Source organism: Thermosynechococcus sp. QKsg1 (genome assembly GCF_031586415.1).
Lineage (GTDB): Bacteria > Cyanobacteriota > Cyanobacteriia > Thermosynechococcales > Thermosynechococcaceae > Thermosynechococcus.
This window is the reverse complement of sequence record NZ_CP134200.1, coordinates 476,545-502,508: the sequence shown is the minus strand read 5'-3', so window position 1 is coordinate 502,508 and position 25,964 is coordinate 476,545. Positions and strand designations below refer to the sequence as shown.

The 25,964-nt window shown below is 51.3% G+C and carries 17 protein-coding genes and 1 CRISPR repeat array; of the genes, 12 read left to right on the top strand and 5 right to left on the bottom strand.

The features are described 5' to 3' along the window. The first annotated feature begins 19 nt into the window (after positions 1–19). Positions 20–976 (top strand): glycosyltransferase family 2 protein, encoded by a 957-nt coding sequence (locus RHP47_RS02420; RefSeq protein ID WP_190278172.1) that lies wholly within the window; start codon positions 20–22, stop codon positions 974–976. Here the strand turns inward: RHP47_RS02420 and leuD are convergent. After that, entirely contained in the window at positions 969–1,559 is a 591-nt protein-coding gene (leuD, locus tag RHP47_RS02415; protein WP_206201324.1) for a 3-isopropylmalate dehydratase small subunit, read from the bottom strand. The genes RHP47_RS02420 and leuD overlap by 8 nt on opposite strands. A gap of 9 nt (positions 1,560–1,568) precedes the next feature. Further along, positions 1,569–2,621: an adenosine deaminase gene (locus tag RHP47_RS02410; RefSeq protein WP_149817839.1), complete on the bottom strand. Its 1,053-nt coding sequence runs from the start codon at positions 2,619–2,621 to the stop codon at positions 1,569–1,571. A gap of 211 nt (positions 2,622–2,832) precedes the next feature. Here RHP47_RS02410 and RHP47_RS02405 point away from each other — a divergent pair, with 211 nt between their 5' ends. The 10 genes from RHP47_RS02405 (at position 2,833) to cas5 (ending at position 21,966) form a co-directional block, all read left to right on the top strand. Further along, positions 2,833–4,587: an RDD family protein gene (locus RHP47_RS02405; protein WP_226971990.1), complete on the top strand. Its 1,755-nt coding sequence runs from the start codon at positions 2,833–2,835 to the stop codon at positions 4,585–4,587. 12 nt (positions 4,588–4,599) lie between these two features. Beyond that, the gene (locus tag RHP47_RS02400; protein ID WP_149817835.1) at positions 4,600–5,211 is read left to right on the top strand and encodes a hypothetical protein; all 612 of its coding nucleotides are present in this window, start codon (positions 4,600–4,602) and stop codon (positions 5,209–5,211) included. Between the two features lie 20 nt (positions 5,212–5,231). Further along, complete coding sequence (locus RHP47_RS02395) at positions 5,232–5,804, top strand: Uma2 family endonuclease (RefSeq protein ID WP_149817833.1); 573 nt, start codon at positions 5,232–5,234, stop codon at positions 5,802–5,804. A gap of 46 nt (positions 5,805–5,850) precedes the next feature. Next, entirely contained in the window at positions 5,851–7,509 is a 1,659-nt protein-coding gene (locus tag RHP47_RS02390; protein WP_149817831.1) for a type I-MYXAN CRISPR-associated endonuclease Cas4/Cas1, read from the top strand. Between the two features lie 3 nt (positions 7,510–7,512). Further along, positions 7,513–7,806: a CRISPR-associated endonuclease Cas2 gene (gene cas2, locus RHP47_RS02385; RefSeq protein WP_149817829.1), complete on the top strand. Its 294-nt coding sequence runs from the start codon at positions 7,513–7,515 to the stop codon at positions 7,804–7,806. Between the two features lie 252 nt (positions 7,807–8,058). Next, positions 8,059–15,714: direct repeats of the CRISPR family, unit length 36 nt; unit sequence GTGCCTCTACCTTTGATGCCGTAAGGCGTTGAGCAC. Between the two features lie 221 nt (positions 15,715–15,935). Next, on the top strand, positions 15,936–16,604 hold the full coding sequence (gene cas6 / locus RHP47_RS02380; RefSeq protein ID WP_310840961.1) for a type I-MYXAN CRISPR-associated protein Cas6/Cmx6: 669 nt from the start codon (positions 15,936–15,938) through the stop codon (positions 16,602–16,604). 85 nt (positions 16,605–16,689) lie between these two features. Beyond that, on the top strand, positions 16,690–18,885 hold the full coding sequence (gene cas3, locus RHP47_RS02375; protein ID WP_310840960.1) for a CRISPR-associated helicase Cas3': 2,196 nt from the start codon (positions 16,690–16,692) through the stop codon (positions 18,883–18,885). Then, the gene (gene cas8a1, locus RHP47_RS02370) at positions 18,882–20,399 is read left to right on the top strand and encodes a type I-MYXAN CRISPR-associated Cas8a1/Cmx1 (protein WP_310840959.1); all 1,518 of its coding nucleotides are present in this window, start codon (positions 18,882–18,884) and stop codon (positions 20,397–20,399) included. Before cas3 ends, cas8a1 begins: the two co-directional genes overlap by 4 nt. Before the next feature lie 29 nt (positions 20,400–20,428). Beyond that, positions 20,429–21,301: a type I-B CRISPR-associated protein Cas7/Cst2/DevR gene (gene cas7i / locus RHP47_RS02365; protein ID WP_286649834.1), complete on the top strand. Its 873-nt coding sequence runs from the start codon at positions 20,429–20,431 to the stop codon at positions 21,299–21,301. Further along, complete coding sequence (gene cas5 / locus RHP47_RS02360; RefSeq protein WP_149817819.1) at positions 21,301–21,966, top strand: CRISPR-associated protein Cas5; 666 nt, start codon at positions 21,301–21,303, stop codon at positions 21,964–21,966. The genes cas7i and cas5 overlap by 1 nt, the downstream gene beginning before the upstream one ends. Before the next feature lie 52 nt (positions 21,967–22,018). Here cas5 and RHP47_RS02355 read toward each other — a convergent pair whose 3' ends face one another. Beyond that, positions 22,019–22,633: a histidine phosphatase family protein gene (locus RHP47_RS02355; RefSeq protein ID WP_310840958.1), complete on the bottom strand. Its 615-nt coding sequence runs from the start codon at positions 22,631–22,633 to the stop codon at positions 22,019–22,021. Positions 22,634–22,756: 123 nt separating this feature from the next. Here RHP47_RS02355 and thrC point away from each other — a divergent pair, with 123 nt between their 5' ends. Beyond that, positions 22,757–23,845 carry a threonine synthase gene (gene thrC / locus RHP47_RS02350; RefSeq protein ID WP_149817814.1) on the top strand — a complete coding sequence of 363 codons (1,089 nt, stop codon included), beginning with the start codon at positions 22,757–22,759 and terminating at the stop codon, positions 23,843–23,845. Here thrC and RHP47_RS02345 read toward each other — a convergent pair. Together RHP47_RS02345 and RHP47_RS02340 are read right to left on the bottom strand one after the other, a co-directional pair. Continuing rightward, positions 23,842–24,456: a hypothetical protein gene (locus RHP47_RS02345; RefSeq protein ID WP_310840956.1), complete on the bottom strand. Its 615-nt coding sequence runs from the start codon at positions 24,454–24,456 to the stop codon at positions 23,842–23,844. The genes thrC and RHP47_RS02345 overlap by 4 nt on opposite strands. Before the next feature lie 111 nt (positions 24,457–24,567). Continuing rightward, complete coding sequence (locus RHP47_RS02340) at positions 24,568–25,962, bottom strand: ATP-binding protein (protein WP_310840955.1); 1,395 nt, start codon at positions 25,960–25,962, stop codon at positions 24,568–24,570. Positions 25,963–25,964: the final 2 nt, after the last annotated feature.

Sequence of the window (25,964 nt, the reverse complement as noted above, 5' to 3'; positions counted from 1 at the left end):
CCTGTGCAGGTTCCCAACAATGGCACAAGCACCCCTATTGAGCATTTGCATTCCGGCCTATAACCGTCCCCAAGGATTGGCACAAGCGGTTCGCTCAGTTGTCGCAGCCTTGCCCCCTGAGAGCCACGATCCGGTGGAAGTCATTATTACCGATGATTCTGCCACCCCCACAGCAGTAGAGGATTTACTGGCTGGATGGTCAGGCCGCTGGCACTACCAACACAATGCCCAGCGCTTAGGGATGGTGGCCAATTGGAACGCCAGCTTGGCGAAGGCTTCAGGGGACTTTATCCTGCTGTTGCACGACGATGATTACCTCCTGCCCCAAGGAATACCAACAATTCTCGACATCCTCACCAAGGAGGGCACTGCCTTTGATGTCTTTCTCTTTGGCGTGCATTTGGTGGATTCGCATCAACGCTGTTTGCGACGGCAGATACCCCGGCAGCAAACATGGCTCTCCCCAGCTCAAGCCCTTAGGCAATTGCTGCGTCATTCCTCGTTTGTACGGTTTCCCGCCTTGATCTGGCGGCGATCGCTCCTCGAGGAGGTCGGCTATTTTGATCCCGCCTACGGCGAAGCCACAGACCTCTACCAATGGCTACGCTTCTTTGCCCAGAAGGGGGTTTACACGGTTCCCCATGCCACTGCTGCCTACATGATCCACGATCAAGCTCTGACGATGGGGATGTTTCAAGCCCAGACCTTGGCTACCCTAGGGAATATTTTTGCCGCCGCTGCGAATTTATCGATTCTCTCACCAGCGGAACTACGGCAGTGCCAGTGTGACTTTTTTCACCAGTTTATCTTGGCGGGAACATGGCGATTTTTGCGGCGACGGCAATGGCAACGGGCACAGGCAGTGTACCAGCTGTTTGATCTACCAGAGGTGATTGCATTGGGGCGATCGCGCCGCTGGCAAGGCTGGCGTTGGCTCTTTGGGGCTTGGCTTTGGCTACTGCGACGGGTTAACTAACTGCCCACCGCACATAGGGCAGCCGCGCTGCAACGTCGTGAATTTTGTCCTGATTGGCCAACAGTTGACCACAGGCATCCCATTGACCAGAAAGAAGCATTTGCCGCGTACTTTCCGCCATGGTTAAGGGAATCACTTGATCGCCTGCTGTCAAGGTCAGCGCCTGTAAGTCTAGGGTCAGTTCCGTAGTGGGCTGATCTTCTAAGAGGGTTTGCAGTGCTTGTACCTGTTCTGGAGCTGCCGTCAGACAGGGAACCCCCATTGCCAAGCAGTTTCCGGCAAAGATCTCGGCAAAGCTTTCGCCGACAATTGCTTGAATTCCCCAACGGGCGATCGCTTGGGGGGCGTGTTCGCGACTAGAGCCACAGCCAAAATTGGCATTCACCACCAGAATCCGTGCCCCTTGGTACTGAGGCAGGTCAAAAGGGTGTTGCCCCGACTGGCGATCGTCAGCAAAAACGTGTTCCCCAAGGCCATCAAAAGTAACACAGCGGAGAAACCGTGCCGGAATAATGCGATCCGTATCGATATCGTTGCCCCGCAGAGGAAGGCCACGACCCGTAATGCGTTCAATCTTGCTCATAGGCCTATCTTACTGGATTGCGCAGCCTGCCAGTGCATTTTGGGGGGAATTGCCCTGAAGCAGGTTACTCAACAATAGGGTCGGCGGTTGCGCATGGGGCCAAGCAAAGGCATGGCGAAAGGCGGCTTCCTGACAGGCTTGTAACTCCTTGAAGTTGAGGATGTCGTGGGTGAGCAAGTTTTCGTACTCAAAGGGCAGCCGCACGTTGTGCAGACCCGCGTTGTCGGTACAGATGGCCACGTCCACCCCTGCTTCAAAACAGCGTTCAAAGACGAGGCGTAATTGCGCGTAGCTCTCAAGGGTACCCGTTTGAAAATAGGTGGTGGGGCACACTTCGAGGCATTGACCGGCTGCCGCCACTTCCTTGAGCAGCTCTGGATAGCGCAGGGGAATTTGAATGCCATGACCAATGCGTTGCAGGTAGGGTAGCAATTCGGGATAGCAGCCATTCACCGTTTCGTAGAGGTGGCCGGTGGTTTTGAGACCGCGATCGCGGGCATAGGCATAGAGTTCAATAAATTCCGCCATGCGATCGCCATAGACGCTATCGCCCCCGGCCAAGTCAATGCCACAGACAAACTGCGGAAAACTCGCCGCCAGATCAACAATGGCACGGTTCACCGCATAGGGTAGCCGCGTGTGCATACAGAGGATTTGGCTCGTGACAATCGGGTATTCTGGTACTTGGCAAGCCAGACCCACCGTTTTAACAATGTCGGCCATCTGCTCAATGCGATCGCTCTGGGATCGCTGCGGATCCGTGCGCAGATAGGGGGTATAGCGCAGCTCTAGATAGGCCAAGTTTTCAAAAATATAGGCGCCGCGAATCAAGCGAAAGATGAAATAGGGCAAAGTTTGCGGCGTTTGCACACTCTCCACTAGGGTGTGGAGTTCGAGGTATTCTTCAAGGGATTGGCGGGGGCGAGTATAAAAGGTTTCAAATTCCTCATAGTCAGGAAAGCGATCTGCAAGGGCGCGATCGTTCCGCTGAAAATACCGCCAAAGAATCCGCGGTACCACTGAGCCACCCAAATGCCGATGTAATTCTGCGTACAGTGCCATACCTGCTCCTTAAACTGGCCAAAACGCAATCAATACCTAAGCTGGCCAGAGGGGTCAATGCCCGCACCTCAGCCATCGAAAACAGAACGAAAACAGTGATGAACGAAGGATTAAATTGTTCTAATGTTAACAAATTTTACAAAGGTGGCGCAGGAACCAATGGGCGCAAACGCTAGGATCATTTCGATCTCCAATTGGTTGGGTATCGCGAATGTGGCCTTTTCGGCGGCGAGGACGACTCCCCTCTGCGCTCTCTAGTGGCAATGTCGTCACGATTGCTTTGGAACTGTACCGTCATCAGGGCAATCGCTACTTTCTTTTGAGCCTTTTTGCCCATGCGTGGTTTTTTCTGCTCACCATTGCCGCCGTGCTGATCGTGGCCGTAGCACTGATTGTTGGGGGGATTCTTGCTGGGGCGATGGATAATGTTGCCCCCTTTCTCTGGCTCACAGGCATTAGTATCCTCGTGGCTTTGCCCTTGTATCTCTTTGGTTGGACACGGCTAATGGCCAGTGGTGCGCTGCTTTCTCGTCGTATTTACGCTGTCCTGACGGCTCTTGAGGAATCAGAATCGGCAGCCCGCAGCTTCATTTTTCCCAAGATGCTGAATTATTTGCTGGCCACTCTGATGGTCGGTGTCATTTTGCTCTTGGTGTATGGGGTCTTGGGGGCGATCGGCTACTTAATTTATTTGGTGGCATCCCCCTTAGTGCAATTCCTCGAGCAGAATATCCAAACGGAACCCGCAAGAAGTCTCTTCTTTTTAACTTTTCTGCTCAGTATCCTGTTGCTAGTGCTCCTTGCGCTGTTGGTGATTAGCTACTTTATGGCGCGGCTCTCCCTTGTTGATGTGGTCTTAGCCCTTGAACCGGACTGTACGCCCCTCAAATCCGTTCGGCGCAGTTGGCAACTGACGCAGGGACAGGCATGGCATACCCTAACGGTATTTTTTGTTGCTTCCCTTGCAACGATTCCCGCCAATCTCCTTGGCAGTATTATCAACAGCGTGGTGATTATTCCCGTTGCTGGCCTCTTTGTAGGGGTTTTACTCCTGCCCCTCTGGCAAGGGATCAAGGCAGTTCTGTACTGGGATCTGCGAGTCCGCAATGAAGGAGCAGCGTTTCAAGTCCGCCCTGAAGCAGTGAATCCCCTGCGCTGGTTGCGGCGGGTCACACTACGCACACCGGAAAGCATCGAGTTGGACTTTGCCCTTGGGGGAATTGGCAGCCGCGTCTTGGCTTGGCTGATTGATCAGGTGATTCTCTACACGGCACTTGTGCTTTTTTCGCTGGCGGCAGGGTACATCTACTTCTATGCCCTTTACCCGTGGCTGATTGAGGTGCTGCCCGCTAGTGGCCAGAGTATTGAAGCTTGGAGTTTGGGCATTTACCTGTTGGTAATGTTTGCCCTCTACAACGGCTATTACATTTTCTTTGAAACCTACTGGCAGGGGCAAACCCCCGGCAAGTGCTTTGCGGAAATTCGCGTCGTCCAAGACAATGGCCTTCCCATTGGTCTGAAGGAAGCAACCCTGCGCAGTCTGCTGCAACCCATTGATTTTGCTTTTTTCGGTATAGGGGCACTCCTAGTGGCGTTATCTCGATCAGAAAAACGTTTGGGAGATATGGTGGCGGGTACCCTTGTGATTCAAGATGAACAAGCGACACGGTTGGCTCCTAAAGCTACAACCCTTCAGCAACCACAGGGGGCTTGGGTGCAGGAGTTGCGATCGCTCGCCCATTGGGAACGGATGACTCCCGAACAGTATCTCCTAGTACGCAATTACCTCAACAATCGCGATCGCCTGAGTCCTGTCGGTCGCTATCAAGCGGCTCAAGAGCTGCGTCAGCAATTAGAACCCCTGTTGCTGCCCACCTATCCCGCCCACTGGCCTACCCTCAGTGCTGAGGACTTCCTAGAAGGTCTATACACTGCCTATCGTCAACAATACCAGTCATCCCCCTAGTGTGAGGCCGTTATGCGCTTGCTGCTGACCCTTGGTTGTAGTCTGACCCTTTTGGGCGCCTTTCCCCTGCTCATGGGTCGGGCGAGTGAACCGACAATTCAGGCTGCTGCCCCTGTCCCCCAACGCTATCAACTACTGGGGTTATCCTTTGAAACACCCCTACAATTTTCGCCACCCACTTCTTTTGGTGAAAATGGCGTTGCTGTGGTCTATCCCGCCAATGCCGTACCGGGGGAGCACGAGTTAATGGTGAGCCTGATTAGCCTACCCAAAACAAGCGAGGTACTGGGGGGACTTTCGGATCAAGAGTTGCGCAGTTGGCTACGGTTTACCCAAGTGGGGGGTCCTCTCTCAGCAGCCCCCGCACGCATTGAGCGGCGAATTTTGGGACGGCGAGTCCGTGGTGAAATGTTTTATTATCCAACCCCCCGACCGATTCACCAAGAGTTATATTTGATGCATCTCCAAGGGGGGCAGCGGCTAGCTATTCTCTTTGAAGCGGAAGACCAAGTGCCCTTACCCGTGATGGAGCAGGTTTTTAACCATGTGGCAGCATCATTGCAGGAATTACCCCCGCGATCGCGAGAATGGAAACGTAGTTTTGAATGGTGGAAAAACCGTTAGATCTTTGAGGGGCAATAGCTATGCACCATGCTCCCCCCGTGTATCTACCCAAAACCCTTCAGTTCACTGAAGAGCAATTCGCAGAGATTATCAAAGCCAATCCTAATCTACGGTTTGAATTAACTGCTGCGGGAGAATTGGTTGTTATGCCCCCTACAGGCGGCGAAACGGGTCGCTACAATGCCGCCCTCACGGCTGACATTAGTCTTTGGAATCGCCAAACTCAACTAGGGGAGGTCTTTGACTCCTCAACGGGATTTCGCCTGCCCAATGGCGCCATTCGCTCACCCGATGTTGCATGGATTACCAAGGAACATTGGCAGCGCCTAACCCCAGAGGAACGCCAAGGCTTTGTGCCTCTTTGCCCCGATTTTGTGATTGAACTCGCGTCTGCTAGTGATGACTTGTCCCATTTAAGGGCAAAAATGCAGGAATACATGGACAATGGTTGCCGCCTTGGCTGGTTGATTGTCCCCCAGCAACAAATGGCAGAAATTTATCGCCCCCAGCAAACACCAGAGAGCGTGTCTCTGCCAACAACGCTTTCAGGAGAGGAAATTCTTCCTGACTTTTGCCTTGCATTTTCTCCCTAAGGCCAATGGATAAACCAGTGGAATCTTCTCACTGGAGATATCAATCATGGAACAGACCGTTGCCTGCGCTGAAACGGAGACACTGCGCGTTAATTCTCTCCATGCTTTTGCCTACTGTCAGCGGTTATTTTATCTCGAAGAAGTTGAGGAACTTTACACCCAAAATGAATCCGTCTTTGCCGGGCGACGGCTCCACGCTGAGCTACAAAAATTAGAACGGGAAGATTGGCAAGAATTCAATCTGGAAAGTGTAGCCCTTGGCCTCCGGGGGCGGGTTGATGCACTGCGTACCCTAGAGGGGCATTTGATTCCCTACGAGCACAAAATCGGTCGCTGTTATCGCGATCGCCAGCAACAGCCCCAAGCTTGGCACAGCGACAGGGTACAAATTCTGGCCTATGCCTGTTTACTAGAAACCGTTCTCGGCGTCACTGTCCCCGAAGGCCGCATTCACTATCACCGCGATAACGTCACTGTACGGGTTCCTGTGGATGAGGCAGGCCGCCAACTGGTGCGGGACACAATCGAGCAAGCGCGTCAACTGCGTGCTTCCCTAGAACGTCCCCCTGTCTGTAGCAACGAAAGACTTTGTCTCAACTGCTCCTTGGCGCCTGTTTGCCTGCCTGAAGAAGCCCGCCTCGCCCGAGATCCTGAGCATTTACCCCTGCGGTTATTTCCGCGAGATGACGAGCGTGAGATTATCCATGTCACGGCTGGCAAAGCGGTAATCAGGCGAGCTGGCGAGCAGCTACGGATTGCCATTGACGATGAACCTGAGCAAAAGCTGCCCATTCAGCAGGTGGGTCAAGTTGTTATCCACAAATTTGCCCAAATTACCACCCCAGCCATTCATCTCTGTGCCTATGAGGATGTCGGTGTTCACTTCATCAGCAGTGGTGGGCGTTATATCGGCAGCATTGACAACCGCAAGGGCAGTATTCAACGGCGTATTCGTCAATATCAAGCCCTGACGAACCCAGACCAATGTTTACGTCTTGCCCAGTTACTGGTGAACTGCCGGGGACAGAGTCAGCGTCGCCTGTTACTCCGAGGACAGCGGAATCGCCAAGATGCTCTGCCTGCATTGCAAGAGACCACTACGCAAATGGATCGGCTCATTAGCAGCATCTCCCACGCCAATTCCCTAGAGGCTCTACGCGGCATTGAAGGCAATCTTGGCGCCCTGTATTTTTCAGCGTTGCCCTATTTACTGGGGGATCACGTTCCGAAGGAGTTGCACTTCAACGGTCGCAATCGCCGCCCCCCGAAAGATCGTTTTAATGCGCTGCTCAGTTTTGGCTATGGCATGCTCCTCAAGGACGTGATGAATGCCATTCTCACTGTTGGTCTTGAACCCGCCTTTGGCTTCTATCATCAGCCGCGTACCCAAGCACCACCCCTTGCGTTGGACTTGATGGAAATTTTCCGCGTCCCCCTTGTGGATATGGTCGTTATTGGTTCGATTAACCGTATGCAGTGGAACTTTGACGAGTGCTTTGAGGTACACCGAGATCACGTATGGCTAAGTGACTATGGTCGGCGTAAGTTCATTGAACTCTATGAAGCCCGCAAAGGTGAAACATGGAAACATCCAGTGACCAACTACTCGCTCACTTATCGGCGAATCTTGGAGCTGGAAGTACGTTTGCTCGAAAAGGAATGGTGTGGTGAAGCAGGTCTATTTGGCAAACTCATTTTGCGTTGACCCATGGGTGAATCCAAAAATTGGTACCTCATCTGCTACGACATCCGCGACCCCAAGCGATGGCGACAGGCTTATAAGCAGTTAGAGGGCTATGGTGAACGATTACAGTTCTCGATTTTTCGCTGTCGTCTCACGCCACGGGAGCGGGAAAAGCTGCGCTGGCAACTAGAAAAAATCCTCACAAAGGAAGACAGTCTCCTAATCGTAGGATTGTGCAGCCAATGCGTTGAGCGGGTATGCGCTTGCAACCGAGCGGGGACATGGCCAATGTCGGAGCAGAACTTCAAAATCTTTTAGCATACAAGCACCTCTGGACTCAAATATTCTCCGAACGCACCGATATTCAAATACAGCCCCTTGACTAGGTTTGAGAGTTTTTGTTAGATTTAGAGGTGCTTGAAAATCTCTGAACCTATTCCCCAGAGCGGGATTGACAACTGAATACTGTCCGAGGCTAAAAATTTTACAGTCACAAAAAAACAAAGTGCCTGAGGTGCTTGAAAAGTGACTGTGCTAAGCTAGTCCTAGAGGCATTTCTAGGGCGCCGCTGTGCCTCTACCTTTGATGCCGTAAGGCGTTGAGCACTACCTGTGCGGGCATCTTTCCAAGTCAGTTGACCGTGCCTCTACCTTTGATGCCGTAAGGCGTTGAGCACGGGGACGCCAGTGGACGCCAGTGGACGCCAAAGGATAGGAAGTGCCTCTACCTTTGATGCCGTAAGGCGTTGAGCACGAGTAGTCGGGGACGCTCTGGGGCTGAAGGAGTCGTGCCTCTACCTTTGATGCCGTAAGGCGTTGAGCACGTAAAGGGTGAGCTACTATTTCCAGAACGATTTTCGTGCCTCTACCTTTGATGCCGTAAGGCGTTGAGCACGCCAAAAACAACAAACTTTCTGGGGCATTAATCGCCCAGGTGCCTCTACCTTTGATGCCGTAAGGCGTTGAGCACTAAACTAGGCATAATTGCCTAGTTTTTTTGTTGGTATGTGCCTCTACCTTTGATGCCGTAAGGCGTTGAGCACGCATATGTTATATTGCATTATATGCGCCTCATTTATGTGCCTCTACCTTTGATGCCGTAAGGCGTTGAGCACCTCCTATACGTGCCATATTTTCAAGCGCTGTAACAGGTGCCTCTACCTTTGATGCCGTAAGGCGTTGAGCACATCAAAACGGTATGAATATGGATCGACAATCTTTAAAGTGCCTCTACCTTTGATGCCGTAAGGCGTTGAGCACTAGGGTAAGCCACACTACAAATTTGAGACTTACCCATGTGCCTCTACCTTTGATGCCGTAAGGCGTTGAGCACACTATCAAACAATCCACTGAAGTGCTCTCTCTAACCGTGCCTCTACCTTTGATGCCGTAAGGCGTTGAGCACGAGTATTCGCAAAAAACCTGTGTGGGGGTCATGGCGTGCCTCTACCTTTGATGCCGTAAGGCGTTGAGCACTTCTGAAGAGGAATAAGTATCAATACCTAGAGCTAGGTGCCTCTACCTTTGATGCCGTAAGGCGTTGAGCACAAGCAGAAAACGATTATATCTGCTGCCCATTTTGTGCCTCTACCTTTGATGCCGTAAGGCGTTGAGCACGTCTATACGACAAAGAGTTCTGTCTGGATTAAAGTGCCTCTACCTTTGATGCCGTAAGGCGTTGAGCACTTGACTTTTTACTAGATCATCCTAGGGCAGATTAGTGCCTCTACCTTTGATGCCGTAAGGCGTTGAGCACACGTAACGATTCGTTCTCGTAGTGGTTTGGCACAAAAAGTGCCTCTACCTTTGATGCCGTAAGGCGTTGAGCACCTAACCCCGATAATATCTGTTCTCTGGTTAATGGGTGCCTCTACCTTTGATGCCGTAAGGCGTTGAGCACGTTCCCTGTATGTGAGCGGTTCTTGTTTGATCCTGTGCCTCTACCTTTGATGCCGTAAGGCGTTGAGCACATACAGGTATACAGTCTTTAGCAACTCAAATCAATGTGCCTCTACCTTTGATGCCGTAAGGCGTTGAGCACTCGTAGTAGAAAATATCGACAATTTGGTCGTCCTGTGCCTCTACCTTTGATGCCGTAAGGCGTTGAGCACATGAAGCTCAAACGATCACGCTGAACACAACAGCAGGTGCCTCTACCTTTGATGCCGTAAGGCGTTGAGCACTTAAACGTGGGTGGGATACTTTAGTTATCACAAAGTGCCTCTACCTTTGATGCCGTAAGGCGTTGAGCACCAGCGCCTGTAGCAACTTGATAGCCCAAGCCTTGAAGAGGTGCCTCTACCTTTGATGCCGTAAGGCGTTGAGCACTTCATAGTGGCTCCATTGCCCCTCTCGCACGTTGTGCCTCTACCTTTGATGCCGTAAGGCGTTGAGCACATGGGGGCGGAATAAAATTATAGAGATATCTTGAGTGCCTCTACCTTTGATGCCGTAAGGCGTTGAGCACGACAGGAATTGCTCCATTTCCAGAATCTTGGATGTGCCTCTACCTTTGATGCCGTAAGGCGTTGAGCACTATACAAAGGTACCAAAAGCGGTCTACGATGACTGGTGCCTCTACCTTTGATGCCGTAAGGCGTTGAGCACCTTCCCGATGGTACCATTCTGCCTGGTAGCAATAATGTGCCTCTACCTTTGATGCCGTAAGGCGTTGAGCACAATATCAGGACGAATTTCTATGATCCTAATGAAATGTGCCTCTACCTTTGATGCCGTAAGGCGTTGAGCACGATGCATTTCTTATAGGGAATCTTAACTGTTTTACGTGCCTCTACCTTTGATGCCGTAAGGCGTTGAGCACAGCAAATACATTTTGAGGCTGAACTAAATTTTGGTGTGCCTCTACCTTTGATGCCGTAAGGCGTTGAGCACTTTAGAATCTGTTTACCAGACGTCTAGAACGTTTCAAAGTGCCTCTACCTTTGATGCCGTAAGGCGTTGAGCACCCGCTCAGCTTCAGCAGGAACCAACTCCTGAAGAGGGCTGTGCCTCTACCTTTGATGCCGTAAGGCGTTGAGCACCAAGGTTAGCAGAGTTTAGAAGTATTCTAGAGCAAGTGCCTCTACCTTTGATGCCGTAAGGCGTTGAGCACCCTTAAACCCCTCACTCAAGTAGGTGAGGGAATTGTGCCTCTACCTTTGATGCCGTAAGGCGTTGAGCACAAATATGCAAAGAAAGAAGACATTGTAACTAGAGTGCCTCTACCTTTGATGCCGTAAGGCGTTGAGCACGTCCAGGGCGTGCAATTGTTTTGGCCCTTACCGGGCGTGCCTCTACCTTTGATGCCGTAAGGCGTTGAGCACGCGGAGCCCCTACTTTTCCCCTTTTCCCTACTGGCGTGCCTCTACCTTTGATGCCGTAAGGCGTTGAGCACCATTTCCCACGCAACGCTCGTGGGAGAAAGTGCCTCTACCTTTGATGCCGTAAGGCGTTGAGCACAGACCTGCCCCCAGATAGCGAAAACAGTCGCCAGTGCCTCTACCTTTGATGCCGTAAGGCGTTGAGCACACACTCCCGCAAGACCAGACTCACTTGCTGGTGGAGGTGCCTCTACCTTTGATGCCGTAAGGCGTTGAGCACTTATTTGGCATAATCAGGTTTTTGGTTATGCCATGTGCCTCTACCTTTGATGCCGTAAGGCGTTGAGCACTTTTTGGGCATAAAACCTGCTGGACAGTACCTAAGGTGCCTCTACCTTTGATGCCGTAAGGCGTTGAGCACTTTCAAGATTTTCCTTGGTCACCTGTAAACTGCGTGCCTCTACCTTTGATGCCGTAAGGCGTTGAGCACAAGTCTATGCGAATTATGAGTCGTTAGCCATTGTTTTGTGCCTCTACCTTTGATGCCGTAAGGCGTTGAGCACGTAAGAAAGGCGCAGATAATTACCGAGATCTTCTGCGCCAGTGCCTCTACCTTTGATGCCGTAAGGCGTTGAGCACATATTTCTGCCTTAGCTAATAATCGTGTCCCCGTGCCTCTACCTTTGATGCCGTAAGGCGTTGAGCACCCTAGGCGCTCCTAGTTTTCCCGCGGACTTGCCTGTGCCTCTACCTTTGATGCCGTAAGGCGTTGAGCACCTGCTCATGAGCGTTATTTGAAACAGCAGCAGACCAAGTGCCTCTACCTTTGATGCCGTAAGGCGTTGAGCACAGTATTTATACCTAGGCTCATTTACTAGGCGTTGAGGTGCCTCTACCTTTGATGCCGTAAGGCGTTGAGCACACTACGACTACAGCGTAATGAACTCTTCTGAATACGGTGCCTCTACCTTTGATGCCGTAAGGCGTTGAGCACGGGCGGCCGTTAATACTGTTTATGACTTGAAACAAGTGCCTCTACCTTTGATGCCGTAAGGCGTTGAGCACGAGTATTCGCAAAAAACCTGTGTGGGGGTCATGGCGTGCCTCTACCTTTGATGCCGTAAGGCGTTGAGCACGCTAGCCATTATTCACCAAATTATAAAGAGTTTGTGCCTCTACCTTTGATGCCGTAAGGCGTTGAGCACTTCAGAATAAAATTAGGTCGCTGCTAAACCTACCTATGTGCCTCTACCTTTGATGCCGTAAGGCGTTGAGCACAAGCGTACGTCAAAAAATCCCCAAGATTTTCTTGTGCCTCTACCTTTGATGCCGTAAGGCGTTGAGCACAAATCGGCAGCTCTTTGGTATAACCCAGAAGGAGTCGGTGCCTCTACCTTTGATGCCGTAAGGCGTTGAGCACCCTAGGCGCTCCAGACTCCCCACAGATTGCCCCAGGTGCCTCTACCTTTGATGCCGTAAGGCGTTGAGCACGGAAGCTTGACCATACACTTGGTATTCATGAGTAAGTGCCTCTACCTTTGATGCCGTAAGGCGTTGAGCACGCGTAGTCACGAGGTACGTTACTAAAGGAATGACTGAGTGCCTCTACCTTTGATGCCGTAAGGCGTTGAGCACACCTTGAGATTGTTCGCCTTGGTTTTCTTGATTATGTGCCTCTACCTTTGATGCCGTAAGGCGTTGAGCACCTATTAGTTTTCTTATAAATACGCTCAGCAGTAAGTGCCTCTACCTTTGATGCCGTAAGGCGTTGAGCACGTCAAGTTCGATGGAGAGTATACTTTGATCCAGCAAGTGCCTCTACCTTTGATGCCGTAAGGCGTTGAGCACTGCCTGGGATTGGAAAATCCCAAGTTACTCGTGAGTGCCTCTACCTTTGATGCCGTAAGGCGTTGAGCACGCATAAATCAAACTTTAGATTATGCCCCACAAAGTGCCTCTACCTTTGATGCCGTAAGGCGTTGAGCACGCCTTGTTTCGCTTAAATCCTTTTGAAGAGGCACGGCGTGCCTCTACCTTTGATGCCGTAAGGCGTTGAGCACGGGAAACTGGGGCAATCTGTGGGGAAGTCTGTGGGGGTGCCTCTACCTTTGATGCCGTAAGGCGTTGAGCACTAAGGGCGCTCAACATTAGTAGTTCTGGAACAGACTGTGCCTCTACCTTTGATGCCGTAAGGCGTTGAGCACATGGCGCAGTCTCAGAACTTGAAAAAACAAGATGCTGTGCCTCTACCTTTGATGCCGTAAGGCGTTGAGCACTAGGGAAGCAGTAGGGGCGCCTAAAGTAGGGAAGTGCCTCTACCTTTGATGCCGTAAGGCGTTGAGCACAGGTACGTTACTGTAGGAATGATTGACCTTGCGGGTGCCTCTACCTTTGATGCCGTAAGGCGTTGAGCACGAAGTAAACAATTGTCAGTGCTAACTTTGTCAAATCGTGCCTCTACCTTTGATGCCGTAAGGCGTTGAGCACGTTTTAGGGAACTTGAGTTCCCCAAAATGCAGAAAGTGCCTCTACCTTTGATGCCGTAAGGCGTTGAGCACAGTAAAGTTTTTTTCAAAATACCTCGCAGACAAATGTGCCTCTACCTTTGATGCCGTAAGGCGTTGAGCACTTGCAATTATTCTGAATGTTTGCGATTTGTATACTCAAGTGCCTCTACCTTTGATGCCGTAAGGCGTTGAGCACTTGATAAGAGCCAAACCCAATAGTGGCGCGCAATGGTGCCTCTACCTTTGATGCCGTAAGGCGTTGAGCACCTGCTGTAGGCATGAAAGCAGTTGATGCTAAAGCTGGTGCCTCTACCTTTGATGCCGTAAGGCGTTGAGCACCAAGGGCTGGCAAATGTTTTACCTGCGCAAACGTGCCTCTACCTTTGATGCCGTAAGGCGTTGAGCACACCCCACCACTAAAGAACCGTTAACCTCTACTGATGTGCCTCTACCTTTGATGCCGTAAGGCGTTGAGCACCCCAATATTGTTAAGTTAGTTGTGTCTGATTATGCTGGTGCCTCTACCTTTGATGCCGTAAGGCGTTGAGCACGATTCGCGTTGATTACGAACACCGCGAACCCACCGAGTGCCTCTACCTTTGATGCCGTAAGGCGTTGAGCACCTCCTAGTTTTCCCGCAGACTTCCCTAGGCGCTCCTAGTGCCTCTACCTTTGATGCCGTAAGGCGTTGAGCACGCGATTGGGACAATAGCGGTATTGGTTGCTTCCTTGTGCCTCTACCTTTGATGCCGTAAGGCGTTGAGCACGGGAAAGTCGAGGGAACCAGTAGGCAGTCGGTAGGTGCCTCTACCTTTGATGCCGTAAGGCGTTGAGCACCTTCCCTAGGCGCCCCTACTTTCCCTACTGCTTTGTGCCTCTACCTTTGATGCCGTAAGGCGTTGAGCACTTGACGCCGACCCTGACGAAGTGGCTGCTGATCTAGGTGCCTCTACCTTTGATGCCGTAAGGCGTTGAGCACTAAAGAAGGGGTAAGCTTGGCATATTCCTGTAAGATGTGCCTCTACCTTTGATGCCGTAAGGCGTTGAGCACGGGTGACTGGTGGGCATCCAGTGGGGAATTGGTGGGGTGCCTCTACCTTTGATGCCGTAAGGCGTTGAGCACATCTGCCTCGTCATTAATCCAATTCTCATATGTATCTTCGTGCCTCTACCTTTGATGCCGTAAGGCGTTGAGCACAGGAAATCGTTGCTCAACTGCTTCAAGCTGCGGCTCGGTGCCTCTACCTTTGATGCCGTAAGGCGTTGAGCACTTAGCTAGCTCTGGAATTGTGGTGATTCCTTGCGCGTGCCTCTACCTTTGATGCCGTAAGGCGTTGAGCACGCCACCTCGTCATAAAAGAAAACATCGATGACCTGTGCCTCTACCTTTGATGCCGTAAGGCGTTGAGCACGAAGAGTACTTAAACATGTCTGAAGAACAAATTGCTGTGTGCCTCTACCTTTGATGCCGTAAGGCGTTGAGCACTCTCTGAAATGGTGTCAAAGTTGTAGTCTTTGAGTGCCTCTACCTTTGATGCCGTAAGGCGTTGAGCACGAACGGGTATCGGTATACCCGCTGAGAATTTGAAGTGCCTCTACCTTTGATGCCGTAAGGCGTTGAGCACCCATGTTAACGAAAAACGAAGAAGTGTACGATTATGTGCCTCTACCTTTGATGCCGTAAGGCGTTGAGCACATTGAACTTAGATATGTTGATTTTCTACTAGATGTGCCTCTACCTTTGATGCCGTAAGGCGTTGAGCACTTAGCTTTCAAAGAAGAAAGCGATATTACTGAAGGTGCCTCTACCTTTGATGCCGTAAGGCGTTGAGCACAACAGTGGGTGGATCAAAGTGGTTAATAGGAATCAAGTGCCTCTACCTTTGATGCCGTAAGGCGTTGAGCACGTTCAGGAAGCAACCCTACTACTTCCAGCCCTAGGGTGCCTCTACCTTTGATGCCGTAAGGCGTTGAGCACTTGCACCACCTACACCAAGACCGACCCCTGTTGAGTGCCTCTACCTTTGATGCCGTAAGGCGTTGAGCACAAAATATCATCCGAGCATTTGATGTTGCTGTGGTGTGCCTCTACCTTTGATGCCGTAAGGCGTTGAGCACGTCAGGTTTTTGGGCATAAAACTTACTGGACGGTGCCGTGCCTCTACCTTTGATGCCGTAAGGCGTTGAGCACACGAAGCCGCTCTTCTGTCCGCACCAATCTAGTGCCTCTACCTTTGATGCCGTAAGGCGTTGAGCACTAGTAAATACAAAGGGCAACATAAAATTCCAACTATGTGCCTCTACCTTTGATGCCGTAAGGCGTTGAGCACAGATCCAAAAAAGAATTGAGTGAAGTAGAGAAACGTGCCTCTACCTCTGGTGCTGTGGGCTAGCCCAGCGGTTGGTTAACTTTCTTGAATAAAAATAAAAAATTGTATCCAAAAGCTTTTTTGCTCCTTGTGGTTACCTACAGTAGAAGTTAAAATTTTTGTAAGTTGACAACTATAAGTTATCCGTTAGCATGATTCTTGAAACTAGACAGTGGCTACCCTTGGCAGTGCTCCAGAGACCCATAATTGAGGGAAAGCATTCAGATTAGGCGGGGATAATAAGATAGCGTCATGACTAGCCACAATCACTTTCTTGAAATCCATTACAGCTTGCGTGGAAGAACACTGCCAGCAGATCATGGCTATGCATTGTACTCTGCTATTAAAAAACAGTTGCAACAATTGGGGCGGCCAGATCTACCTTCAGATATACCAAGTGATCTTCGCCTTAGCAGTATTGCTGGAATTCCTAACGGTGAGGGAATGATTTATCTAAATCGTGCTTCACGCTTTCGCCTTCGCTGTCCTACAGATCAAGTGCAGACGTGGTATCGCTTTTTCCAGAACCAAGTGTTGGATATTCAGGGGCATCTGATTCGCCTTGTGCAACCTCGAATTACATTGCCAGAGCCTTCAGGAACCCTCGCAGCTCGCCTAGTCACTTTCAAATTAGAAGCAATTGATCACCTAGAAGTGCCCCGCTATTTTTTGGAATCTTGTCAAAAAGGCCTAACTCATTTAGGCATTCAGGGAAAGGTATTTATTCCTTCTGATCCGAATGGTGATTTAGCACGGCGCACGATTCAAGTGAAAGGCAAAAAAGTCGTAGGCTACCGCGTGATTGTTGAAGATTTAACTCCTGAAGATTCTCTAAAGTTGCAGTGGCATGGATTAGGAGGACGAAGACATTTTGGCTGCGGCTGGTTTTACCCGGTCAAGGAGGAACCGAATGCTGCCTAGTTCTCCACCCCCAAAACTAGACCCAGATATTTTGTTGGCAAAATCTTCACTCCCAAGCAGCGCCGACTGGAGAGGAACGTATCATTTGGCTGGTCATACCGCGGCGGTTGTGAAGTCAATTACCACCTTGGTTGATGCACTGGGCACAGGGTTGCTCCAGCAGTTTGGATTTAGCAACGACACTAGGGAAACCCTGCGGGCAACGGCGCGACTGGCCGCTTATCTGCACGATTGGGGTAAGGCCAATCACCAATTTCAAGGGGTGGTCAGGTACCCCCTCAGGGCTTCAAATCCATCGGTGCAGCCTCAACAGAACCCCTTGCAATACCCACAACTTATCCGTCATGAAGTGGGGTCTGTCTTGCTGGCGTGGGAGTTCCGAAACTGGCTTTGCCAATGCCCCAATGCTGACTTGATGACAGCGATCGCCGCAGCAGGAGGACATCACCTCAAATTAGGCGGTCAGCAGGGGCGAAACACCGGTGCACTGGGGGAGATCCGCGAGGGCAGTGGCGACCCTTACCTGTACTGGTATGTCCATCATCCTTCCTTCCACAAGCTGCTTCGCTATGGGGTGAGAACCCTAGGGCTGCCTCAAATCATTCCTCCTTTTGCGTTAATCAAATGGGATATTAAAACAATCAAAGATAAGCGTGACAAAGTCTTGAATGCTTTCATCGAATGGGAACCAGATCTAGCGTTTCTTGCCGTTGTTAAAGCGCTACTGATTGCAGCAGATGCCATTGGTTCTGCCTCGGCGCAGGTTTCAACGAATATTCAGGAGTGGATTCGATCAGAGCTAGAGAATACCCTCACGGAAGCTGATTTACAAAAGGTCATTGATGCGCGTCGGGGGGAATATCCACTGCGCCCATTTCAGATTGATCTTAAAGACAAGTCGAAACGGGTAACATTGGCACGGGCAGGTTGCGGTACCGGCAAAACCTTGGGGGCTTATAATTGGGCGCTCCGCCACGGCATTGGACGCAAGTTATTTTTCTGCTATCCAACAACCGGCACCAGCACTGAGGGCTTTCTGGGCTATGTTCATAACCAAGTAGAGTCAGAGCTGTTGCACTCTCGGTCGGCTGTTGATTTGGAGTTGGCTTGCACAGGAGAAGAAGAAGACAATGGTGATGGAGCTGTTAATGAGGCCGCTCAGAAATTAGAAGCCTTCAAGGCTTGGGGGGCAAAGGTCAATGTTTGCACTGTGGATACCGTTTTGGGACTCCTGCAATGTCATCGCCGTCCCCTGTACTGCTTTCCAGCTCTTGCCAAGGCTGCTTTCGTCTTTGATGAAGTTCATTGCTATGACGATGCTCTCTTTGGTGCCTTACTGCGATTTCTCAAGGTTGTTAAAGCGCCGATTTTGCTGATGTCTGCCTCATTTCTACCGGCGCAGGTGGCGGCGATTCAGCAGGCAGTGGCAGAGGAAATTGCAATAATTCAAGGCCCTCAAACGCTAGAAGACCTGCCCCGCTATCGTTTCCATGAGCTAGCACAGCCAGATTGGGAGCGGGTTCAGCAAGAACTTGACCAGGGCGGTAGAGTTCTGTGGGTTTGCAATCAGGTGGATACAGCGATCGCTACCTATCAGCAAGCGAAAAATCAGGGACTTCAACCTCTGCTCTATCACAGTCGCTTTCGTTATGGCGATCGCGTGCACCATCACCGCAAAGTGGTAGAGGCCTTCAAACAAAATCAACCCGTCCTAGCCATCACCACGCAAGTGGCAGAAATGTCGCTGGACTTGTCGGCAACACTCCTCGTGACTCAAATTGCTGACCCTGCAGGTCTAATCCAGCGCTTGGGACGGCTCAACCGTCAGTACTGCGGCCACGCCCTTGATGCCCTCTTTTACCCCGATGACAAGGTTGGTTTTCCCTACAGTGCAGATGAACTGGATGCGGGTTGGGCACTGGTGCGAGGGTTTGTCGGTCAGCTGGTTAGCCAAGCCCAGCTCGCCGCTTGGTTAGAAAAACTCAACACTCCACACACACCCAAGGATCACTTTGTCTGGCTGGATGGCAGATGGAAAACGTATCCTGCACCGTTGCGCGAAGCAGGCTATACCGTCACTGCCCTTCTCGAACAGGATCAGGAGGAGATTGCGTTCCTCAAATCTAGTCAACTGATGCGCTACACAATCCCCCTACCCGCTACCAAAAATATCAAGGGTTGGCGGCGCCACAAGAGCGGATATTTGATTGCGCCTAAGGAGCAGTGGCACTATGACCCAAACCTAGGGGCGTTCGCTTCCCGGCAGGAGGTGAAATTGTGAGCCAATTTACCTTATCGATCTTTGATCCAAACTTTCTTTTACCCCATCGAGCAGGAATTGCGGGTCTAGCCTTAGCCCTATCCGAGTTGGAAAGCCAACGTTCACAGGCTCCCTTAACTTGGAACGTCACCGATGAGGTCGTTGAACTGGCGTGGAAAGGGAGTGATCGAGAGGTTGTGACATGGCTGCTAAAGCAAACCTATCAGATTAATCACCAAGGCTATCTAGAGGTTCCTGCCCTCAAGCTTGATGCCCAGGGGCAATACACGTTTACCCAAGGGGTACTCACCACATTCCTCCAGCACAATACGCAGCGCAAACTCAGCAACACTTCTGTCACTCGCACGTTCTTAATTGAGCCGGATCAACCAGAGATCTCGATTGAGGTGAAGCCCCTAGAGAGCTGTTATTACACCGGCGACATCAAGGAGGCCTTTAACAATAAGGGAGCCTTCAAGAAAGAAATTCCCCTGAAGGGAAATCATCTGCCCGGACTGGTGGAATGTTTTGTCAATGGTCCCTATCAAGAATCGCCGCAGGGCTTTCTGGCGTTGCTTTTTTTGCCCCTTGCCTGTGGCTACTACCAACTTCCTCCCCAAGCTGTTGGTGGCAAGCTCTCTGCCCGCTCAGCACTGGTTATTCCTGAAGTTCAAAATCTAAAGCACTGGGTTAAGCGCCGTCGCGCGATGTCCGGGTACACCTATCGAGACTTTCGTAGCAGTGGGGTAGGGGAATCTGCGTTGCATTTCCTGTTGCAGGAAAAGGTGGTCGAAGCAGTGCAACCCTTTGGCGTGCACTACTGTGAGGTTTACCAGTTGGGCAAGCAAGTCTGGGATGCTCAGCAAGCTTATTTGAAACAGGCAGTGTATCGCGTCGAAGTTACGGATGAAGTCCTAGAGTTGTATGAAGTCGCTCGCCAAGTTTTTCCTGCGCACGTGCGACAAAAGGAGAATGGTGAAACTTGGTTAGCTCTTTCTAAAGCACTGCCTTGGATTTGTGACAATTTAATTGGAGGTCAGCCTTGGTATGCAGGTTTCTTTGAATTTTACAAACGTAATAAGCTCTATGAACGTGAAGGGTTGGTAAAAATGACCAAACACTTGAATCCCGATGAACAGGTGCTCTTTGAGGTGGTACAAGGTGCTTTTAGTAAATACCTGTACGGGCAGATTCAGCAAGCTAAGAAGCAAGGTCGCCAATTAGACTATGGGCAAGTGACCGATAAGGTTATCTACCGATTCCAACGTCCGAGTACGCAACAGGAATTTGCTACTGCATTGGTGGATTTCCTAAGCCAGTTTCGTAGCAAAGCCGCTCGCGATAAAGGCCCGCAAATTGTTCACTGGATTCACCGTGAGGAAAACTGGCGGCGAGCAAGAGATCTGGTACTGCTGGCGATCGCCACCTACAGCAGTAAGAAGGGAGATGCTCTCAATGGTGCTGAGGTTGCCTCTGAATCAATGGATGAGGTGAATGTAACGGAAGAGGAAATGTTTTCCTTTGTTGATGAATAGTTGCTGTCTTTAACTTAGGAGAAATAACAATGACAAAACATCTTTTTGCAACAATTGTAACGACCACTGCTGTTGCAGCCAATAACCGGGGGGAAGGGGATGGGAGCACTCTCTCAACTTTGCAAAAAATCACCCGTGGCAATGATCAATACACTACTGTGAGTGCAGAAGCGATCCGTTGGGGATTGCGGGAGTATTTTCAAAATCATTATGAAAAAGAGGTGAATCGCACATTTAATGCTGAGACTGACAAGTATAGCTTCAAGGATGAACAATTCAGCGCTGAAAAATACATTGATGATGACTTGTTTGGCTACATGGACGCCAAAAAGGGGAAGGATAATGAAGATGCCACGACCAAACGGCGGGGTGCCCTAGAAATTAGTCGCGCTATGAGTCTGGATCCCTATTGGGGGGATATTGCCTTTGGTTCTAAAGGCGGCGAAAAGGGAAAAACTTCGATTCATAGCACCGAAGTACACTGCACTGCCTATCAGTACACGATCGCCCTCACACCAGAGAGTTTGAAGAAACCAGAACGTGCCCTCCTTACCCTCGATGCCATTGGGGCGGTGCGTCATGTCGGCGGCAACCATGCCCGCTTTTTGTACGACTTTCGGCCAGAGTCCATTGTGCTTCGCATCACAGATGATCCCAGTCCTTGGATTATGGAGGTGTTTAAGCGCATTGGGGAGTCGGTGGGCTGCCCACGGCTAGTGCGACTGGTTGAAGTGGGGGATGTGAAGGCTGATGAGCTACTGGTGGGCGGTGAGATTGCCGATACTCCCTATGGTCAGCAGTTAAAGGCATTGGGGGTTCAGGTCTATCGCGGGGTCAAAGAAGCGATCGCCCACGCCAAAGAACAATTAAAGCAACAACTCAAGCTTGAGGTGCCCGCCTAATGCAACTTTACGTTGATTGTCCCTGTACCAGTTTTCCCCGCAGCTTTGCCCGCGACTTTAAGGAGACCTACCGCTATCCACCCCCCTCCACGATCTATGGCATGCTCCTTTCCCTGATCGGTGAAGAGAATTTGGATCAACATCGGGGTGTCAAACTGGCCATTGGCATTATTGGTGCTGACCCACCCATTTCTCGCATTCTGCGTAAACAGCGGCATCACAAGTTCAGTAAGAATCGCCTCGGCACCTATTCCACGAGTAAATTCTCCAAGCCGAATCACCATGAACTGCTCACAGATGTGCAAGTGGTTGTCAAAGTTGATTCGAGTGAGGAAAATGCACCACTGAAGCTGGTTGATCGGCTGGCGATCGCCTTCACCACACCCCAGCAAATTTCCCGCTTTGGTGGCCTGAGTTTGGGGGAGTCGTGGGCACTGGTCAATGGTGTACGCCCCTATCGGGACAACGATGGCTCGATCCGCTGGCTCATTAAAGACAATCGAGGTCTCATTAGCCTGCCCATCTGGATCGATCGCCAGAGCAGCCAAGGAACCTTTCAACGCTTTCGCTTAGGCAACGAATTTGAAGACCATTGCTGGGTCAGGATTCCGCAGCTAACTGTGCCAACCCCAAGATCGCGACCCTCCGCCGCTCGCAGATCTTGATGCCAATCGAGCAAATTGCGGTTTGTTAACAACCTTAACCTGAGCTGGCCGTCTAGGAGCACTGATTAAAGGCATTGATGCGCCACCAGCGGATATTTTCTGCCTCAAAGCGGCCATCTAAATCCACTCGTACTGAAAAGTCAAACCAAGCAGCGGGGGGAATTTCCATCCCCCACAGGCGATCGCTCCCCAACACAACGCTAATCAGGCACTGCAAAAAGCCGCCATGACTAATACACCAAACACACTGCTCATCCCTGTGGCGTCGGAGTTGTTTCCAAGCCTGTTTTGCCCGCTGCCAGGCCATGGCCATTGACTCTGCCTCGGGGACTGGAATCAGGTAGTCACTTTCTTCTAGCTCTTCACAAAGCTCGGGATGTTGCGCCTGCGCCTGTGCCCACGTGAGTCCTGTGAAAATGCCCTGATCAATTTCAATTAACTCCGCCAACTCTTGAACCTTTAGGTCAGGACGAGGATTCATGAGCATCGCCGTATCGTGGCAGCGTTGCAGCGGACTCGTGTAAATGGCATGGGGTAAGGGGAGTTTTTCCCGCAGGGCAAGGGCTTGCTGCCGTCCCCGTTCTGTGAGGGGCACATCTTGCCGTCCTAACATGACACCTGAGGCATTACCCACAGCCTCACCATGGCGGATCAAAATTAAGCGCATTGTGTAGCTCTCCCCTAGGGCGGCAATTGGCAAGTGCAACCCCTGCTCGCTAAAATTATCCTACTGTGTGGCTAATCTCTATCTTCAGCCTCAAATTTATTCATATTTTTTGACTGCGTACCTGTGCCTGTAACACTCTCTGCTCCCCCCATCCGTCCTGCTTGGCATGGCCTGATTCACGCTTACGGTGAGTTTTTGCCGGTGAGCGATCGCACCCCAGTGGTCACCCTCTATGAAGGCAATACACCACTGATTCCCGTGCCTCAAATTGCAGCCCGCATTGGCCGCAACGTCGCGGTGTATGTCAAGTACGATGGCCTCAACCCCACAGGGAGCTTCAAAGATCGTGGCATGACCATGGCCATTTCCAAGGCCAAGGAAGCGGGAGCCGAAGCTGTGATTTGCGCCAGCACAGGAAATACCTCGGCCTCAGCAGCGGCCTACGCGAGACGGGCAGGCTTACGGGCCTATGTCTTGGTGCCCGAAGGGTACGTTGCCCAAGGAAAACTGGCCCAAGCGCTCCTCTATGGTGCTGAAGTGATTGCCATTGAGGGCAACTTTGATCAAGCCCTAGAGATTGTGCGCCTAATGGCGGAAACTTACCCCGTGACGCTGGTCAATTCCGTCAATCCCTATCGCCTAGAGGGGCAGAAAACCGCCGCCTTTGAGGTGGTGGATAGCTTGGGCAATGCCCCCGATTGGCTGTGTATTCCCATGGGTAATGCAGGAAACATTACTGCCTATTGGATGGGCTTTTGCCAGTATCGTGAGCAAAATCGTTGCGATCGCCTGCCGCGGATGATGGGCTTTCAAGCAGCGGGATCTGCCCCCCTTGTCAAGGGCGAGGTTGTCACCCATCCCGAAACGATTGCGACGGCCATTCGCATTGGCAATCCTGCCAACTGGCAACGGGCGATCGCCGTCAAAGAAGCCAGCCAAGGTGCCTTTAATGCCGTCACCGATGAGGAAATCCTGAATGCCTATTGTCTGCTGGCTTCTGAGGAAGGTATCTTCTGTGAACCGGCTAGTGCGGCTTCTGTGGCGGGTCTCTTGAAATTGGCCGATCAGGTGCCCAGTGGTGCCACGGTGGTTTGTGTGCTGACGGGCAATGGTCTCAAGGATCCAGAAACAGCGCTCAAGCAACAGAGCGATCGCTTCCACCGCCACATTGAACCCACTGAGCAAACTGTAGCCAAGGTCATGGGCTTTTAGAAACCGCGCTCCGCTCGCATCAGGTGGCGACTGGCCTTCAAGAGTTGTACTGCGGCTCGATTGGTGGCTAAGCTGGCAACATTGGCGGTGGTGGGTGCCGGTGCTGTCAAGCTGGCAGGTTGGGCTAACTGCTGAGCACGGCTAAACAGATCGCGCACGGTGGGATTGCCCCCACGAAAGTAGGCCATTTCTGCTTCGGTGCGGGTCAACTCACGACTCACTTGAAAAGGCGCATCAAAGTAACTGCGGGAGAGATCCGCTTGACCCGTGCGAGCCTCACCGAGGTTGCGAGCAGCTTCATAAATACGGGTGGCTGCTTTGGCCGTTTCCTTGGCTTGGAAGTAGTTGCCGCTTTGCTGAAGTTGCTGGGCTGAGGCCAGTAGGCGATCGCCCAAGCTCAAGAGACTGGCATCTACCCCACTCATGGACTTTGCCCGCATCCCTTCATATTGCGCTTTGGCGAGGTCTCGAAACGCACTCCGCGCCTCCCGTTCCACAGAGCTAGATGAAGGAGAGCCGGGACGTGCCATTGCGGCTGGAGCGATCGCCAGCGGTAGGAGAATTGCTGCAACAGTGGTTGCCACAAGAGGTTGCCATCGTAGAGTCATCATCCTATCCTCCAATTCAACTTGAGTAAGCAGATCTGGCGCTTGGAGCAGTGGTTTGTGCCAGATACAGCTTGAGAATATCAAGTGAAAGTGACGTAAAAGTGACAGCCTATTCTAGGGAGCAAGGGGCAATCTGACGGTAAAGGTAGAACCTTGATTCTCTTGGCTGTGAACTGTGATGCTGCCCCGGTGAAGATGGACGATTTGGCGCACAATCGCTAGTCCTAGCCCTGAACCGCTAATGCCCTGTTGTCGCACCCGCTCATCCCGATAGAAATAATCAAAAATATGGGGCAGGGCCGCTTCACTAATTCCCATGCCTGTATCACTGACGTGAATTACTGCTGAGCTTCCCTGCGGTTCTAACCGAAGCGTAATCGTGCCTCCCTTGGGGGTATAGCGATCGGCATTGGTGAGCAGATTGAGGATCACTTGCTTGAGCATCTCGCGATCGCCCTGAATAAACATAGGAACCGATGGCACTTCGAGATAAAAGTGATGACTAGCTGTGCCTGTTTCCTGCCATTCTTGGACGACTTGCGCGATGAAGGGCACTAAATCAAAGGATGTGGCAAAGTCTGGGGGAGATACCCCCTCATAGCGAGCCAGAAAGAGCAAATCATTTACCAGTTGTCCCATGGCCTTCGCCAGCGTGGCCACTTTTTCTAGCCGAGGTAGGGACTGCTCAGGGGCTTGTCGAGCCAGCAGGAGTCCGACTTGGGCATGGCTGAGAATTGCTGCAATGGGTGCTCGCAGTTGGTGGGAAGCATTGGCCGTAAATCGAGCTAGGCGATCGCAGGCGGCCTCAAGACGCTGTCCCCGCAGATCCACTTCCTGATAGAGTTGGCGAAACCAATGAATTGCTAAACCACTACTGCCCAACCCCACCACCACCGCCAATAGGAGCACAACGGTATTGATCTGCCGCAGCGCCTCTAAATGTTGTTGGCGATCGGCCAAAAGGCGATCTTCTTCGCTCATGAAGGCGTTAATAGCAACACGGGAACGATCCATTGCCTGTTTTGCTTGCTCCAATTGCTGATAAAAGTAGAGTCGTTGCTCCGTCTCTGCTAGAGAAAGGTTGGGGGCGTCCTCCAGTTGCTGGGCTAACAAGTGAAAAGTTTCTTCTACTAAGGATTTGAAGTGCCGAAAGTGCTCTAACTGGTGTGGATTATCGCTGATCAGTACCTCTAAATTCTCAAGGGTTAAGGGCAATTGGGCGGCAGCAGTGTAGTACGGTTCGAGAAAGCCCACCTGTCGTGTGAGATGATAGCCGCGCACCCCTGTTTCAGCATCAATGAGGTGATTTAATAGCTCCCGTCCCTCAAGCTGCACCCGTTGCGTATGGCGCACCCATCCTTCGTAGTCCGCAATGCTAGCACTGAGCCAAATCAACACCCCCACAGTACTCAAGAGACAGCACACAGGTAGGGCAATGATGACAATGCCCCGTTGGGTGGGGGGCAGTCGCTGCCATCCTTGAACCTTTAGGCATAATCCCTTCAGCATCG

Excerpts from the sequence above, each read along its gene's own strand:
- RHP47_RS02420 (WP_190278172.1), top strand. The coding sequence starts at position 20 with ATGGCACAAGCACCCCTATTGAGCATTTGCATTCCGGCCTATAACCGT.
- leuD (WP_206201324.1), bottom strand. The coding sequence starts at position 1,559 with ATGAGCAAGATTGAACGCATTACGGGTCGTGGCCTTCCTCTGCGGGGC.
- RHP47_RS02410 (WP_149817839.1), bottom strand. The coding sequence starts at position 2,621 with ATGGCACTGTACGCAGAATTACATCGGCATTTGGGTGGCTCAGTGGTA.
- RHP47_RS02405 (WP_226971990.1), top strand. The coding sequence starts at position 2,833 with ATGTGGCCTTTTCGGCGGCGAGGACGACTCCCCTCTGCGCTCTCTAGT.
- RHP47_RS02400 (WP_149817835.1), top strand. The coding sequence starts at position 4,600 with ATGCGCTTGCTGCTGACCCTTGGTTGTAGTCTGACCCTTTTGGGCGCC.
- RHP47_RS02395 (WP_149817833.1), top strand. The coding sequence starts at position 5,232 with ATGCACCATGCTCCCCCCGTGTATCTACCCAAAACCCTTCAGTTCACT.
- RHP47_RS02390 (WP_149817831.1), top strand. The coding sequence starts at position 5,851 with ATGGAACAGACCGTTGCCTGCGCTGAAACGGAGACACTGCGCGTTAAT.
- cas2 (WP_149817829.1), top strand. The coding sequence starts at position 7,513 with ATGGGTGAATCCAAAAATTGGTACCTCATCTGCTACGACATCCGCGAC.
- cas6 (WP_310840961.1), top strand. The coding sequence starts at position 15,936 with ATGACTAGCCACAATCACTTTCTTGAAATCCATTACAGCTTGCGTGGA.
- cas7i (WP_286649834.1), top strand. The coding sequence starts at position 20,429 with ATGACAAAACATCTTTTTGCAACAATTGTAACGACCACTGCTGTTGCA.
- cas5 (WP_149817819.1), top strand. The coding sequence starts at position 21,301 with ATGCAACTTTACGTTGATTGTCCCTGTACCAGTTTTCCCCGCAGCTTT.
- RHP47_RS02355 (WP_310840958.1), bottom strand. The coding sequence starts at position 22,633 with ATGCGCTTAATTTTGATCCGCCATGGTGAGGCTGTGGGTAATGCCTCA.
- RHP47_RS02345 (WP_310840956.1), bottom strand. The coding sequence starts at position 24,456 with ATGATGACTCTACGATGGCAACCTCTTGTGGCAACCACTGTTGCAGCA.
- RHP47_RS02340 (WP_310840955.1), bottom strand. The coding sequence starts at position 25,962 with ATGCTGAAGGGATTATGCCTAAAGGTTCAAGGATGGCAGCGACTGCCC.